The 15,150-nt window shown below is 34.1% G+C and carries 13 protein-coding genes; 10 read left to right on the top strand and 3 right to left on the bottom strand.

Annotated features, from left to right (window positions below; all coding sequences use genetic code 11):
• Positions 1-10: 10 nt before the first annotated feature.
• The 3 genes from MHI39_RS22950 to MHI39_RS22940 are packed head-to-tail and all read left to right on the top strand — an operon-like array spanning position 11 to position 2,213.
• On the top strand, positions 11-718 hold the full coding sequence (locus MHI39_RS22950; protein ID WP_259548129.1) for an amino acid ABC transporter permease: 708 nt from the start codon (positions 11-13) through the stop codon (positions 716-718).
• A 12-nt stretch (positions 719-730) separates the two neighbouring features.
• Positions 731-1,465 carry an amino acid ABC transporter permease gene (locus MHI39_RS22945; protein WP_259548128.1) on the top strand — a complete coding sequence of 245 codons (735 nt, stop codon included), beginning with the start codon at positions 731-733 and terminating at the stop codon, positions 1,463-1,465.
• The gene (locus MHI39_RS22940) at positions 1,458-2,213 is read left to right on the top strand and encodes an amino acid ABC transporter ATP-binding protein (RefSeq protein ID WP_342540295.1); all 756 of its coding nucleotides are present in this window, start codon (positions 1,458-1,460) and stop codon (positions 2,211-2,213) included. The genes MHI39_RS22945 and MHI39_RS22940 overlap by 8 nt, the downstream gene beginning before the upstream one ends.
• Before the next feature lie 266 nt (positions 2,214-2,479).
• Here MHI39_RS22940 and MHI39_RS22935 read toward each other — a convergent pair whose 3' ends face one another.
• Positions 2,480-3,673 (bottom strand): nucleoside transporter C-terminal domain-containing protein, encoded by a 1,194-nt coding sequence (locus tag MHI39_RS22935; protein ID WP_342540294.1) that lies wholly within the window; start codon positions 3,671-3,673, stop codon positions 2,480-2,482.
• A gap of 275 nt (positions 3,674-3,948) precedes the next feature.
• Here MHI39_RS22935 and MHI39_RS22930 point away from each other — a divergent pair, with 275 nt between their 5' ends.
• Together MHI39_RS22930 and rlmN are read left to right on the top strand one after the other, a co-directional pair.
• On the top strand, positions 3,949-6,003 hold the full coding sequence (locus tag MHI39_RS22930) for a PAS domain S-box protein (protein WP_259548126.1): 2,055 nt from the start codon (positions 3,949-3,951) through the stop codon (positions 6,001-6,003).
• 135 nt (positions 6,004-6,138) lie between these two features.
• Positions 6,139-7,200 (top strand): 23S rRNA (adenine(2503)-C(2))-methyltransferase RlmN, encoded by a 1,062-nt coding sequence (gene rlmN, locus MHI39_RS22925; RefSeq protein WP_342540293.1) that lies wholly within the window; start codon positions 6,139-6,141, stop codon positions 7,198-7,200.
• A gap of 232 nt (positions 7,201-7,432) precedes the next feature.
• Here rlmN and MHI39_RS22920 read toward each other — a convergent pair whose 3' ends face one another.
• Positions 7,433-8,569 (bottom strand): LuxR C-terminal-related transcriptional regulator, encoded by a 1,137-nt coding sequence (locus MHI39_RS22920; protein ID WP_251339067.1) that lies wholly within the window; start codon positions 8,567-8,569, stop codon positions 7,433-7,435.
• A 220-nt stretch (positions 8,570-8,789) separates the two neighbouring features.
• Here MHI39_RS22920 and MHI39_RS22915 point away from each other — a divergent pair, with 220 nt between their 5' ends.
• From MHI39_RS22915 to MHI39_RS22905, 3 genes are all read left to right on the top strand, one after another.
• Entirely contained in the window at positions 8,790-9,545 is a 756-nt protein-coding gene (locus tag MHI39_RS22915) for a glucose 1-dehydrogenase (protein ID WP_259548125.1), read from the top strand.
• Positions 9,546-9,618: 73 nt separating this feature from the next.
• Entirely contained in the window at positions 9,619-10,362 is a 744-nt protein-coding gene (locus MHI39_RS22910; protein WP_259548124.1) for an SDR family oxidoreductase, read from the top strand.
• A gap of 237 nt (positions 10,363-10,599) precedes the next feature.
• Complete coding sequence (locus tag MHI39_RS22905) at positions 10,600-12,222, top strand: aryl-sulfate sulfotransferase (protein ID WP_342540292.1); 1,623 nt, start codon at positions 10,600-10,602, stop codon at positions 12,220-12,222.
• Positions 12,223-12,300: 78 nt separating this feature from the next.
• Here the strand turns inward: MHI39_RS22905 and MHI39_RS22900 are convergent, their stop codons facing one another.
• Positions 12,301-12,726, bottom strand: coding sequence for a universal stress protein (locus MHI39_RS22900; RefSeq protein WP_342540291.1), 426 nt, complete (start codon positions 12,724-12,726; stop codon positions 12,301-12,303).
• Between the two features lie 331 nt (positions 12,727-13,057).
• Here MHI39_RS22900 and MHI39_RS22895 point away from each other — a divergent pair, with 331 nt between their 5' ends.
• A complete protein-coding gene (locus tag MHI39_RS22895; protein WP_342540290.1) occupies positions 13,058-13,726 on the top strand; it encodes a hypothetical protein in 669 nt (222 codons plus the stop codon).
• Positions 13,727-13,958: 232 nt separating this feature from the next.
• Positions 13,959-14,999 carry a lactonase family protein gene (locus MHI39_RS22890; RefSeq protein WP_342540289.1) on the top strand — a complete coding sequence of 347 codons (1,041 nt, stop codon included), beginning with the start codon at positions 13,959-13,961 and terminating at the stop codon, positions 14,997-14,999.
• Positions 15,000-15,150: the final 151 nt, after the last annotated feature.

The raw sequence follows: 15,150 nt of genomic DNA, 5'->3' as shown, positions 1-15,150 counted from the left end.
GAGGGGGATAATGGAAAAATACTTTGATGCATCTTATATATTCAAATCCATCCCAATGCTGCTTCCTTTTCTAAAAGTAACATTTATTGTTACTGGCTTATCGGTAACGTTTGGAACCATTCTAGGGTTTATTTTGGCGATGGGGAAAATAGGAAAAGGTAGGATTGCTAGAAAAATTGCTAATGGATACACCACTGCCTTAAGATGTACGCCATCGATTGTTTTGTTATTTCTAGTCTATTATGGGGTTCCAGCACTATTAGAAAAATTTTCAGTTCAGACTGGTAATGTTGACAAAATTGTTTTTGTAGTAATTACTTTTTCTCTTCAGTTTGGTGCATTTATGTCTGAAGTAATAAGGAGTGCGTATGAATCTGTGGATAAAGGGCAATTCGAGGCTGCTGTTAGTGTGGGATTAAGTCCTTTTCAGGCATATAGAAGAATTGTCTTTCCACAGGCATTTGTAGTAGCTATTCCAAACTTTGGAAACAGTCTATTGGAGTTAATTAAAGAAGGCTCTTTAGCATATACGATCGGCCTAATAGATGTAATGGGGAAAGCCAATCTCATTATTGCAAGCAATTATAATGCACATGCTTTAGAGATCTATTTGGCATTATCGATCATCTATTGGATTATTTCTATTGTGATCGAACAAGTATTTTTAAAATTTGAAAAGGGATTTAGTAAAGGAAAACAATCATTGAAATCAACATAAGGAGGAACGCGAGTGCAAGGTAGCTTTAATCTAGAGTTTTTAGTCGATACGTTTTTTGTTGCTTTATCAGGCGTACCTACTGCCTTAATTATAACGATTGTCGCATTAATAGTCGCCTCACCATTTGGTTTTTTATTGGCATTAACAAGAATTAATCGCATCCCAATTTTAAGTCAACTTTCGAGAATATATGTTTCATTTGTTCGTGGAACACCTGTAATCGTTCAGATATTTATTATCTATAACAGCGTACCTTTAGTCATATCATCGTTATTCTCTAGGCTCCATATAGATAAAAATGTTTATGAGGTGAATCAGATATGGTATGCATTTATTGTTTTTTCTCTAAATACGATTGCAATCTTAATTGAAATATTTCGTTCCTCATTAATAACAGTAAGTAAAGGACAATTAGAAGCTGCCCAATCTGTGGGATTAACGAATGTTCAAGCCTATCGAAGAATTATTATTCCACAAGCATTGGTGGTGGCATTGCCAAATATTTGCACCGCTACGGTAAATCTGATAAAAGCAACTTCCTTAGGCTATGCTATGTCCTTACCTGAAATTACTTTAAAGGCAAAGGTAGCGGCAAATGTAGGATATAACTATGTTGAGGCCTATATTGATATTTTTCTTGTGTATTTGATTATTTGTAGCATAACGGAATATGGGTTCAAGCTATTTGAAAGAAGACTTAGCTCCTATAAAACAACTACAGCAAAAGGGGGGCAACATTATGCTTGAAATTAAGAATGTGCATAAGACATTTGGGAAAAGTGAAGTATTAAAAGGGGTAAATTTAAGCATAAGTAAAGGAGATGTTGTTGTTATTCTTGGTCCTAGCGGATCTGGTAAAACGACATTGTTAAGATGCATTAATTTTCTTGAAAGGGCCGATCAAGGTCAGGCTGTTTTTGGGAATATGAATGTAAATCTTAAAGCAGCTACTAAAAAACAAATTCATGAGGTCAGGCAAAAGGTTGCGTTTGTTTTTCAAAATTATAATCTTTTTAATAATAAAACAGCATTAGAGAATGTAACAGAAGGTTTAATTATTGGAAGGAAAATAATAAAAGAAAAAGCAATTGAAATTGCAAAGAAATCTTTGGATAAGGTTGGATTATCGGATAAATATAATGCTTATCCAAATGAATTGTCAGGTGGGCAACAACAAAGAGTAGGTATTGCAAGAGCGATCGCGTTGAATCCAGAGATTATCTTATTTGATGAACCTACTTCAGCTCTTGATCCTGAGCTGGTTGGTGAGGTTTTAAACATCATGAAGAAGATTGCCAATGAAGGAACGACAATGTTGGTAGTTACACATGAAATGTCATTTGCACAGGATGTAGCTAATCGTGTTGTATTTATGGATGAAGGTACGGTAGTAGAGGAAGGGACACCGAAGGAAATTTTTACACAACCTAAGGAAGAAAGGACACAACAGTTCTTAAAACGAGTCCTACCGAAGGAATATATTTATTATATTTGAGAAAAGAACAGGGTTTTCTAGTAAGAGGATAAATTTGTCCTCTTATAGACAACCCATTTCTAATGCTTAGCATTGTTGTTATTTAGGTAAATGTATTAACGTATAAAAAGAGTTTAAGAACGAGAATTCTTTTTAATTCACTGATAAACGAACTGCAAACATGAACCCTGTTACATGAAAAAAAACGACGGTAGGGGTCTTTTTCAAATGTAACAAACGAACGAAACCATTAAATAGACAAATCAAGAACAATTGGGATGGGGGTATTACCAAACAAATAGACCAACAATCATTGCACTAAGTAAAGATACTCCAATCCCGCTTACTAATAGCTTCCATACATTTTTGCCAATAATTTCGGAGCTCTCTTCACCGAAAATAGAGTTGTAGGTTCCATAAATCATACCTACTGTACTAAAATTAGCAAAAGACGTTAAGAAAGTAACCGAAACTGCTATCGTATGAGGCGCCATATTTTTGAGATGGTTTTTTAGATCCATCATTGCTACAAATTCATTTGTAGAGATTTTGATGCCCATTAAAGACGCAACATACATCGCGTCTTGACTTCCTAATCCAAGTAGAAATGCAAAAGGACTGAAAATAAATCCAAAAATCCTTTGAATTGTTAGACCATGGATAAAGAAACCTAGAATTCCATTTAAGCAAGAGGTGAGCGCTACGTAGCCAATGACCATTGCCACAATAACAATGACCATCCGCATTCCAACAAGCATACTATTTGAAATGGTTGAGAAAAAGTCTTTTCGATCTTTCTTTGGTGGGACATACACAATATTTTCCTCTTTACTCACAACAACAGGATTTAACATACTTGCAAGTAAAAGTGCGTTTAAACAATTTAAAGGAATTGCAGCAAATACATATTCTGCAGGAACCATTGATAAATAAGCACCTATAATTGATCCACTAATACTACTCATACTCATGATTCCAAATGTTAATAATCTCTTTCCTTTAAGAACCATTAACTGTTCTCGAATAACGGCTAATGCTTCTGTATTTCCTAAAAACATCATTTGAATGGAGAAAAAGCTTTCAAGCTTCGGTAGACCAGAAACCTTCGATATCACCCATCCAACCTTATCTATGATCCATTTCATAATCCCTAAATACGAAAGAATATCAAAAAAGGTAACAATGAAGATAATTGGCATTAGTGCACTGAAGAAGAAATCGACTGTCTCGTTTTTCATTACAGAAGGAAAGGCGAAAGAAATTCCCTCATTTGCACAAGAAACTAACCATGAGAAGAAGGAGGCGATTTGATCTATTACCCATGATCCTACAGTGGTTCCTAACATAAACCATGTAATGAGCAATTCAACGATTAACAAGCTAATGATCGATCGCCAATTGATTTGTTGCTTTACTGGTGAACATAGATAGATGAGAAAGCCGACAACGAGTATGCCGAGTACATTTATTATGAAAAACATATCATCACTCCAACACCTATTGTCCCCATAATAATAGACCCTATTCATACATGTAATTTATTAAAGATAACAAGGAAGGGATAAAAATCTCTAGTTCCTAAAAACCCCTTTATAATTATCTGTAATAATGGGGAAAATGTATGACAAACTGCGCTACTTGGTTAATATTACTAATGATATCGAAGTTGCGTATGATCTATGAAAACTTATATTATAGGTAAAAACATATGAAAAGTTCATAATTGTTGTGATATGAGGAAAGAGAGGAACGGCTCATGGAACGTTTCTTAGAAGATGTAGGATCTAATGTACAAACTTTCTTTACTATATTTGATTCGATCACCGATTTAATTTTTATTATAGAGTCAGATGGAACTTCTTTTCGCTATGTATATGCTAACCATTCAACATCTAAGGTTCTTCAATCGGGAAAAAATATTGTAGGTAAAAGGGTGGAAGAGATTGTTCCGAAAGAGCACGCTTCTAGGATGATTTCTTATTACAATAAGGTGATTTTAACAAGAAAATCAATAGAATTTATCCAGAAGATTGTAACATCTGAGGGAGAAATGATAGGAGAAACATCTCTTAATCCATTAATCCAAAATGGACAAGTAAGATATATTATAGGAATTGTCAGAGATATTACTGAAAGAAAAAGAAAAGAGCAAGAAAACATAGAGACAAAAAGAAAGCTAGAGAAGAGTCAAAAACGATTATCTTCCTTGATCGAGCATAATAGTGATGCAATATACGAGTCGGATTTACAAGGAAATTTTATTAGTATTAATAAAGTAATTACGGAAATTACAGGGTTCCGTACAAATGAACTTGTTGGGAAATCAATTATCAACTTTATTGTTGAAGAATATTTAGAAGAAACCACTCGCTATTTTAGAAGGGCTGTGAGTGGTAGAAATGAAGAATATGAAACTTGGATCTATACAAAGAGCGGGGAAAGGGTTCATTTAAATGTTAAAAACGTACCAATTATTGTTGATGGAATCGTAGTTGGTGTCTATGGAATTGCACAAGATATTACGGAGAAAAGTCGATTAGAAACACGGTTAAAAGAAAGTGAGCAAAGGTACAAATCCTTATTTGAGAATCATCCTGAGGCTATTTTCTCTTTTGATCTTAACGGGAATTTTACAAGTGGGAACCTAGGAGTTGAAAAAGTAACTGGTTACTCATTTGATGAATTAATTGGGACGTCATTTATCCCTTTAGTTGATTCGAACGATCTGGAAAGAACATTATTCCATTTTAAACAAACGATTGAACAGAAAAAGGCAGTAAACTATGAAATCAAATTAAAACCTAAGCTTGGACACTCAAAAGAAGTGTTAGTAACCAATATTCCAATTATTGTAGATAATCACGTAGTAGGAGTACATGGAATTGCTAAAGATATTACGGAAATTAAAAGAGCACAAAAGGAACTCCAAACAAGTGAGGAGAAATTTCGATTAATTACTGAAAATGCTTTTGATGTCATTAAGATGATTAATCCTCAAGGAGTGATAGAGTACGTATCTCCATCGAATGAGAAAATTCTTGGTTATTCCAGTTTAGAGTATGTTGGTCAATTATTTACGAAATATATTCACCCTGATGATATTCCAATCATAAAGAAAAGATTTGAAGGCTTTCTAAAAGGCGCCAAACCAACATCTATCGAGATTCGATTACGACATAAGAAGGGGCATTATATATGGTTGGAAATTACAACTACCCCAATAATCGAACAAGGAGAAGTTATACAGTTAGTAACTGTTGCTCGAGATGTTACTGAAAAAAAGAAGCATCGTGATGAATTAGCAAAAATGGCCTTTTACGATTATCTAACTGATTTGCCGAATCGACGTACCTTTGATGATCGGCTAGAGATGGCAATTCGTAATGCAAATCGTTCAAATAAGAAAGTGGCTCTTATGATGATTGATGGACGGAAATTCAAACTTGTTAACGATACATTTGGTCATGATGCTGGAGATGCAGTACTAATAGAAATGGCAAGGAGACTCAAAGCATGTGTCCGCGAAACGGATACGGTTGCGAGATTTGGAGGGGATGAAATAGGAGTAGTTCTCCCAGAGATAGATTCTGTTGATATTGTAGAGGATATTGCTAAACGAATTATAGATTCATTTGAAAAACCATTAATTTTTAAACATCATCAAATTCTTTTAGGTGCAGGAATTGGCATTGCTCTGTATCCAGATCATACGATGAAAAAAAAGAATTTAATTAAGTTTGCCGATGAAGCATTATACCGTGCGAAAGAATCGAATTATAGTGACTATTTTATTTTTCATGAAAATATATAAAAATTATTCGTTAAGCAGAAGGAAGAGCCGACTTTCTGGAACAATTATGTATTAAGAGATAGTGATAGAAAATCATCACAGATTCATGTAAAATAGAAGTTATGTGAAAAAGTATCTTTGAAAAGAGGGTAACGAATGACTAAAGAATCCATCTATGGATTAACAATAGATCAATTAACAGACTGGTTTTTGGAACATGGACAAAAGAAATTTCGTGCACAACAGGTGTGGGAATGGCTATATAAAAAACGTGTAAAAAGTTTTGCTGAAATGAGTAATATAAATAAAGATTGTATCCAATTATTAGAAGAACATTTTAACATGCATACACTACAACTTGAAATTAAACAGGAATCAAAGGATGGTACCGTTAAATTTCTATTTAAACTACCAGATGGAAATCTAATTGAAACCGTGCTAATGAGACAAAAATATGGTTTATCAGTTTGTGTAACAACCCAGGTAGGTTGTAATATCGGCTGTTCTTTCTGTGCAAGTGGAATTTTACGAAAAAATCGTGATTTAACGAGTGGTGAAATCGTTGAACAAATCATGAATGTTCAATTGCATTTAGATGAAATTGGTAAAGATGAAAGAGTAAGTCACGTAGTAGTGATGGGTATCGGAGAGCCATTTGATAACTTTACGAACTTAGTTACATTCTTAAAAAATATCAATTCACCTAAAGGTCTAGCAATTGGTGCAAGACATATTACTGTTTCAACTAGTGGACTTGCTCCTAAAATTTACGAATTTGCAGACTTAGATTTACAAGTTAATCTTGCTATTTCTTTACATGCACCTAATAATGAGCTACGTACACAAATTATGAAAATCAATCGTGCTTATCCATTAGAGAAATTAATGCCTGCTATTGATTATTATTTAGAAAAAACAAATCGTAGAATTACATTTGAATATATTCTATTAAATGATGTGAATGACCATAAAGAAGAAGCATTACAGCTTGCTAAGCTTCTTCAAAATAAACGCCATCTTGCATATGTGAATCTCATTCCGTATAACCCGGTTAGTGAACATATTCAATATAAAAGAAGTACACAAGAATCAATTATGACATTTTATGATACATTGAAAAAGAATGGAATTAATTGTGTTGTTCGTCAAGAGCATGGAACGGATATTGACGCTGCTTGTGGACAATTAAGAAGTAAACAATTAAAGAAGGCGAATTAAATTGTATACGAAAAAAGAGGGTGACCATGTATGTCTTGCACTCCAAGTGGAATCTAACTTTGGGGATGCAGACATCATATCATCCTCTTTTTTATTTTGGCTGTTTTTGTATAGGTTGAAGCTCTTTTCTCGGTAAAATGAGATGTGTAGCAGTTTTTAGCCGATAGTTATTCGTTAAAACTTTAGTTAAATAGCAACAATGTTTGAGGAAAGAGCCTTTATTTTCGAAACATTACTTTATTAATCCTAATCGGAAGGCTGATGCCACAACCTGTGTACGATTTTTGGCTTTAAGCTTTGTCATTAAACTACTCACATAATCCCTTACTGTATGTTCACTTAAATATAGTAACTCCGCCATTTTTTTATTATCATACCCTTCAGCTAGTAAATCAAGAATCATCGTCTCTCGTTCTGTTAGATGAAGCCCAGTTGTTTTCGCTACTTGTTCACTCTTTCTTGCAAAAAATAGACCAAGGCGTATACCTACTTCTTCTAAAATATCCAGTTCCTCTTTAGAACAATCAAATTCCTCGCCTAATTGATCAAATGTTAACCAGCCATATAATTGATTATCATGTGCAATTGGGATAAATATAACAGAAGATAGATTAAATAAATGGATATGCTCTTCTTTAATGAAATTTTCAGGATTCTTTAAAAAAATGGGCTGTTTCGTATTAAATAGCATTGCTTGCTTAGGATTGAGATGGCCTTTCATACTTTGTACCTTCGGAAGTTCAGAACCTATTACCCCATAGAATTGATTAGACCACGGAATATAAGCATAGAATACGCATCGTTTAAAGTGAAAATATTCTTCACATTTTTTTAAGATAAATGCTAAATCATGAACACCTGAAGATAAAATAAGTAGTTTATTTAGTTGATCAATTAACTCGAACTTCGTCAGTTCCTTATTTTTATTATGTTGTTTCGCATTCTTTTTGGGCTCCTCTATCCATTTTTCATAGCTGAAATCAAGATAAGTAAAGATAGATAATAAAAACATTAAAAAAGAACTTGTTCGGTTATGTTTTATTTGGAGCATAAGTGTAATAAATGATTTTTCAAAGAGTAAACGAAACAAGTTAAAGCGTTTCATTGTCAAGGTTGATAATTGGGATTGGAGCCAATTGTCTAAATAACTCTTATATACGTCATTGCCATTCTGTATGTTTGGTGATGTTAAAAATTGCAAAAATGTATCGAGTAGATTTTTGATGACTTTTCTATCTGATTCTGAGATGGCTGTTTCTAAGTTCAAGTAAGAATTGATATTTTCCTCGAGTTGTTGATGATGGGATTTAATAAATATGATAAATTGTTCAAACGTAATTTCTTCGTAATGACCTAACGCTTGTGTCATAAGAATTCAATCTCCTTAAAACAAAAAGTACCCCTATAAATGGTGGATATTCATTTTACAATTATACAGCATTATATAGGATAGTATTTAAAAATGAAAGGAGTAGGATAGAAGTATAGCTAGTGACTGAATCTATATGTTCTTTATTTATTAGTAATATTATTTACTTCTGATTTTTCCTACTTAGGAAATAATATTAGACGAAAGAAGAGTGAAATTCATGAGACTCGAAAATAAAGTAGCTATTATTACCGGCGGTGGCACAGGTATTGGCAGGGAAACAGCTCTTTTATTTGCAAAGGAAGGGGCAAAAGTTGTTGTTACCGATATTAATGAAGAGTCTGGAAGTCAAACTGTAAAGGATTTACAGGCTAATGGTAACGAAGCAATATTTATTCATCATGATGTGAGTAACGAGGATGATTGGAAAAAGGTAGCAAAAGAAACGATTGATCAGTTTGGGAAAGTAGATATTCTTTTTAATAATGCAGGTATTTATAAGATTAAACCACTAGCAGAAATTGCATTAGACGAATGGAATCGCTTAATGTCAATCAATGTAACAGGTGTATTTTTAGGAATGAAACATATTATGCCATTAATGGCTAAACAAAAGAAAGGTTCAGTCATTAATGCCTCATCAATAGCTGGCTTAATGGGCTCTCCTGGACATGTTCTATACGGTGCAAGTAAAGGTGCTGTTCGTATTATGACTAAGGATGCTGCGATGGAATATGCTCATGTTGGTGTAAGAGTTAACTCGATCCATCCTGGATACATTGATACAGGAATGGCAGATTATGCTTCTGAGGTTACAGGAAGTTCAAAAGATGAATTAGGCAAAAACTTATTCCCTCTCGGCCATCTAGGATCTGTTAAAGATGTAGCCAACACTGTGTTATTCCTTGCTTCTGACGAATCCGCTTTTTCTACAGGAGCTGAATTCGTTATAGATGGTGGAGCAACTGCAAAATAATAAATAAGTATCCTTTTAAAGAGAAGAAGAAGCGAATTATAGTACAAGATTTTATTGAAATGGAGCGAAAAAGATGAAATTAGAGAATAAAGTAGCCATTGTAACTGGTGGAGCAAGTGGAATTGGTGAAGCAACGGTCCGCCTTTTTGCTGAGGAAGGTGCACAAGTTGTCATTGCAGATTTTTCTGATCGAGGACAAGCATTATCTGATGAGTTAAATGCCAATGGCTTCGATACATTATTTGTTAAGACAGATGTAACTAAAGAAGAAGAAATTAAACATATGATCTCTGAAACAGTGAATAAATATGGCAAGCTAGATATTATGTATGCGAATGCGGGAGTTGCAGATGATGCACCTGCACATGAGCTAACATATGAAAAATGGAAACGAACTATTGATATTAACCTATCAGGTGTTTTCCTTTCTGATAAATATGCAATCGAACAATTTCAAAAACAAGGCACAGGTGGAGTCATTGTTAATGCTGGGTCAATCCATAGCTTTGTTGCGTTACCAAATCCGACTGCTTACTCTTCTGCAAAAGGCGGGGTAAAACTATTAACACAAAATTTATGTACAGCATATGCTAAGGATGGAATTCGTGTAAATGCAGTTTGTCCTGGCTATATTGATACACCATTATTAAATAAGGTTGACCCTAAAACAAAGGAATATCTAGCATCTCTACATCCACAAGGTAGACTTGGAAAACCTGAAGAAATTGCAAAGGCGGTTTTATTCTTAGCAAGTGATGATGCAAGCTTTGTTAATGGAACAACATTACTTGTTGATGGTGGATATACTGCACATTAATAAATTGGTTTAACTAAATAAAATGGGAGTAGTCCAATAAGGATTACTCCTTTTTGCGTTTTATATTTATGGAGTGTTTTAACCAATAAAAATGAGTTGAAGAGCAACATATAATAACGCTGAACCTAGTACAAAAGCGACAAACAACAGTTTTAATTTAAAATTAATTTTTTATTGATACCATTTCACTTGTTCTATTGAAAGTTATTGTAGAAATGTAAAGTGGAGGGACATCAATTGAAAAAATTTATTATAATACTACCTTTATTATTGATTATTGGAGGAATGGTGATTGTTTTAAAAAATATGAAAAGTGAAAGCAGCTCAGTAATACCTAAGACAACAGTCTCTTCTGCATATGATGTTGAACGTTTGGCTACCCAAGAAAAAACAAGTAGCGATATGATGAAAACATATAAAAAAGGAAATTATAGCCTTACAGATCCGTATATTATCAAGGACCCCTATAATGTAGCACCATTAACAGCCTTAGTTATGTTTAAAACAAAAGAAAAAACCAAAATTACAATAACGGTGGAGGGCAAGGATACCGAATCAACTATTACTAAAACTATTTCTGATTTTAAAACAGAACATGAAATACCGATTATTGGTTTATATGCGGATTATAATAATACCGTAAAGATTAAAAGTGAAGCGGAAGATGGGACTGTAAAAACGAAAGAATTGAGGATTGAAACAGAATCTTTGCCAGAAGATTTTTTACAAAATGAAGTCGTTAAAGCGAATAAAGAAAAAATGGAGGATGGTCTAACTTTTATTGAGTCCAGTTTTGGATATGGATACGCAGTAGATAATAATGGGGACGTAAGATGGTTTAGCTCACTGCCAATACATGCCACATTCAAGCGATTGAAAAACGGAAATGTTTTGTACGTTACAAAAAAGGAGAAGCAATATAATGAAATTTTAGAAATGGACATGCTTGGAAAATTGAGCAATGCCTATACCATCCAACCCCAAACTTATACTAACTCAGATGTGATCCACCATGATCTAATTGAGATGCCAAATGGAAATCTACTAGCTACAGTGAATTCTGATGAGAAGTATATTGAAGATGTTATTGTGGAAATCGATCGTCAGACAGGAGAAGTTGTCCATACAATTGACTTAAAGGATATTTTACCAGAAAATTTTTATATGGAATATGATGGACCTAGCGGGGAAGATGGTGAGGTAGATTGGTTCCACTTAAATGCCATTGTTTATGATGAATCTGATGACTCTCTTATTATATCTGGTAGGCATCAGGATACCGTAATGAAAATAGATTATTCAACAAGCAAGATAAAATGGATCCTAGCAGATCATGAAGATTGGCCGAATTCCTATAAGAAATTTTTATTAACTGAAAATGGAAAGGATTTTAAATATAATGCCGGCCAACATGCACCAATGATTTTGCCAGATCAGGACAACAATTCTGATACACTGGATATCCTATTATTTGATAATAATAATGTAATTTCTCGTGGCAACAAAACAGAAAGTCAGAAATATAGTCGCGCAGTTCAATATCGGATTAATGAAAAAACTAGAACAGTAAAAGAAGTATGGTCCTATGGAGAAAGCAGAGGGAAAGATTTCTTTTCTAGTATTGTCGGAAATGCAGTTTATCAAAATAGTACGGGGAACCGACTTATTACATCTGGATATATTTTAGGCGAAAATGATTCTGCTGAAAGTAGAGTAGTCGAGGTAACAAATGATTCAAATGCAAACGTAGTCTTTGAATTAAAGATTACTGGTTTCGAACAAGGCTCACATCGGCAAGTTTATCGAGCATGGAGAGGGGCATTATACCCTGATTTTTGGGAATTTAACCTTGATTACTAAGCAATGATTAGATTGAAATAACATAGTTGGGGCTATCTGAAAATGTTGGGATAGCCCCGGTTAGAATGAAATAAGGTATTATTTTACGAGTAAAACTGGTACAGGAGATTTTTGAACGACGACATGACTTACACTCTCTAAAAACTCTTTAATTCCTCTTAATCCCCTGTTTCCCATAATAATTAGATCGTTCTCATTTGTCTCTACATGATTTAGGATTGCCGTAATTGGTTGACTATCAACAATATATTTATGGATGGGGTTTTGAAGGTCAGCTAAATAGTTAACTGCATTTTCTAGAGTTTCATCAGCGTAATCATTGAACTTATCTTGGGATTCTTGAATCATTACGCCCCCTGGATACGTGGGAATAGGAACTTGGTTGGCAAACAAAAGATCTATTTCGGCATTCGGATTCACTTTTGCGAAATTTTTAACCGTTTCTAAAGCTTTGTTTGATAGATCCGTATTATTATAAGGTATTAATATTTTTGAATATAGCATAATATTCACCTAGCCTTTTTAATCATTTTTCTTTCTCAAACATTGCTGTTACTTAGGTAAAGTTGTAATTAATAAAAATAGGTTGAAGTTCGTAAAAGCCCTGCAATTTATGGAGCTTATAAAGAACCGCGGGACCTTTATTGAATGCAAAAGCAGGTAGTAGGCATATTTAGTTATTAGTTTGTATTTCTATATACCCCGTTTTTTTGACAATCAATCATTTTGGCGTAGTCCAATTTTTTTTAAGAACTTTAAAATAAAAGGATAGGCTATGGTTACTTAGAGATTAGGGAATGCTGAGAAGAAGAAGGTTGTTTCTGGGAGGATAGTCATGTCTAGTAGAAATTTTAGTAATTATTTAATTGGGACATCCATTATTATAGGTGCAATACTTATGCTAATTGCTACGCTACTCCATCCACCATTAGTTAATCCTTATGATGGGAAGACTGCATTTCAGGGATTTAGCGATGCCGATTTCTGGATGTGGGACCATATTTTAATGCTTATTGCCACTTCCTTATGGTTAATCGGTTTGGCAGGAAGTGAACATTTTTTTGCAAATCGAAGCAAGTCGGCTAAATTAGGCTCTTGTTTATTTTTTGTTTCCTTAAGCCTGTGGATATTTATCCTAGCTGCTGAGCTAACAGCTTTACCAATTTTAGGAGAAGAGTTTATTAAGGGTAGGAATAGGGTGCTTCTTGAGTTATGGCAGGCATTTTTCTCTCTTGGATTGTTAGCTGGATATTTTGCTGTTATGTGTAGTTGGCTAGGAATTTGTTTATATGGATGGAGTCTTAAACAAACCCATACTGATTTGCCAAGCTTATTTACAAAAGGAGCCTTTTTTTCCGGATTAATAGGTGTGATTGGAATTTTATTAACGTTCTTATCCTTTAATATGGGGTATATTCTTATTCCTTTGACTTCGGCACCGCCCTATTTATGGAGCATTTGGTTAGGTTGGAAAATAATGAAGAATGGTTATTTAAATGAATGAGGAACCCTTTGGGTGGAGTCTCTTTTCTATATATGTATCTTTTGTATGTTTCGAAATTTGGTTATATCACATATTAGACAAAAGTGGAAAAGCTGGAATGATTTCATTGTAGTTATCCAAACATTCTTTTATCAGTGATAAAAAGCGTTCCTTTTCTTCTTTCGAAATGCAATATGGTATATTTAGGATAACCATTTTAGCCTAATAAACATTTAAAAGGAGAGATTATGCAATGGCAAATTTCACTGGATTTATAGGAACATATACAAAAGGAGAAAGCGAAGGAATCTATACTTTTTCATTGGATACTGAGGAAGCTAGAATTCAAGGTGTAAAGCTAGCAGCATCATTAGATAACCCAACATATGTAACAGTTAGTCAGGATAAGCAATATCTTTATTCGGTTGTAAAAGAGGGAGAACAAGGTGGTGCTGCTTCTTTCTCTATTAAGAATAGTGGGGAGTTAGAGGAATTAAATAGAGAACTATCACCAGGTGCATCGCCTTGTCACATAAGTGTGGATAGCAAAAATAAGACGGTTGTAACAGCGAACTATCATAGGGGAATAGTTGAAGCCTATTTAACGACTAGTAATGGAAGCCTTGAACCAGTATCATCTATCATCCAGCATGAAGGATCAGGACCGGATAAAGAAAGACAAGAAAAGCCACATGTTCATTATGCTGGATTTACTCCAGATGAAAAATATGTTGCGGTCGTTGATTTAGGAATTGATCAGCTCATTACTTATGAAGTCGTTAATGGCCAATTAAAATTAGCCAATAAACTATCATTAAAACCTGGCTGTGGACCTAGACATTTAACCTTTCACCCAAATGGGGATTATGCATATCTAATGACAGAAATGAGTTCAGAGGTCGTTGCCTTGCAATATAATAATATGGATGGAAGTTTCCAAATAATTCAATATATCTCAACGCTTCCAAGTGATTTTACTGAAAATAGTCAAGGTAGTGCGATTCATATTTCTTCAGATGGCCATTTTGTCTACGCTGCCAATCGTGGACATGATAGCATTGCCGTATACGGTGTGAACCAAGAGACAGGTGAATTAACATTTATCGAACATACTTTAACAGAAGGTAATTGGCCAAGAGATTTTGTATTGGATCCAACAGAAAACTATCTCATTGCATCCAATCAAAATTCCAGTAACCTTGTTCTATTTAAAAGAGATTCAGTGAGTGGAAAATTAACGCTGCTACAATCAGATATAAAAGTACCTGATCCAGTTTGTGTAAAATTTCAATAAGGCACTTTAAGTGATAGGCACGGTGGTTCTTTTAGAGAATTAGATCGTGCCTGTCATTAAAGTTTGCTGTTGCGGTAACCAAAGAGAGAGAAAGGTGCCTGCTAGAGAGGAAAAAGCGGTTTTGCGGTAACCAAAGAGAGAGAAAGGTGCC

It is taken from the genome of Heyndrickxia sp. FSL K6-6286 (genome assembly GCF_038630395.1).
Taxonomy (GTDB): Bacteria; Bacillota; Bacilli; order Bacillales; family Bacillaceae_C; genus Heyndrickxia; species Heyndrickxia oleronia.
The sequence above is the reverse complement of the archived record's forward strand: the minus strand, read 5'-3'. Positions and strand labels throughout refer to the sequence as shown.

Coding starts and splice junctions, on each gene's coding strand:
- MHI39_RS22950 (WP_259548129.1), top strand. CDS start 11: ATGGAAAAATACTTTGATGCATCTTATATATTCAAATCCATCCCAATG.
- MHI39_RS22940 (WP_342540295.1), top strand. CDS start 1,458: ATGCTTGAAATTAAGAATGTGCATAAGACATTTGGGAAAAGTGAAGTA.
- MHI39_RS22935 (WP_342540294.1), bottom strand. CDS start 3,673: ATGTTTTTCATAATAAATGTACTCGGCATACTCGTTGTCGGCTTTCTC.
- MHI39_RS22930 (WP_259548126.1), top strand. CDS start 3,949: ATGGAACGTTTCTTAGAAGATGTAGGATCTAATGTACAAACTTTCTTT.
- rlmN (WP_342540293.1), top strand. CDS start 6,139: ATGACTAAAGAATCCATCTATGGATTAACAATAGATCAATTAACAGAC.
- MHI39_RS22920 (WP_251339067.1), bottom strand. CDS start 8,569: ATGACACAAGCGTTAGGTCATTACGAAGAAATTACGTTTGAACAATTT.
- MHI39_RS22915 (WP_259548125.1), top strand. CDS start 8,790: ATGAGACTCGAAAATAAAGTAGCTATTATTACCGGCGGTGGCACAGGT.
- MHI39_RS22910 (WP_259548124.1), top strand. CDS start 9,619: ATGAAATTAGAGAATAAAGTAGCCATTGTAACTGGTGGAGCAAGTGGA.
- MHI39_RS22900 (WP_342540291.1), bottom strand. CDS start 12,726: ATGCTATATTCAAAAATATTAATACCTTATAATAATACGGATCTATCA.
- MHI39_RS22895 (WP_342540290.1), top strand. CDS start 13,058: ATGTCTAGTAGAAATTTTAGTAATTATTTAATTGGGACATCCATTATT.
- MHI39_RS22890 (WP_342540289.1), top strand. CDS start 13,959: ATGGCAAATTTCACTGGATTTATAGGAACATATACAAAAGGAGAAAGC.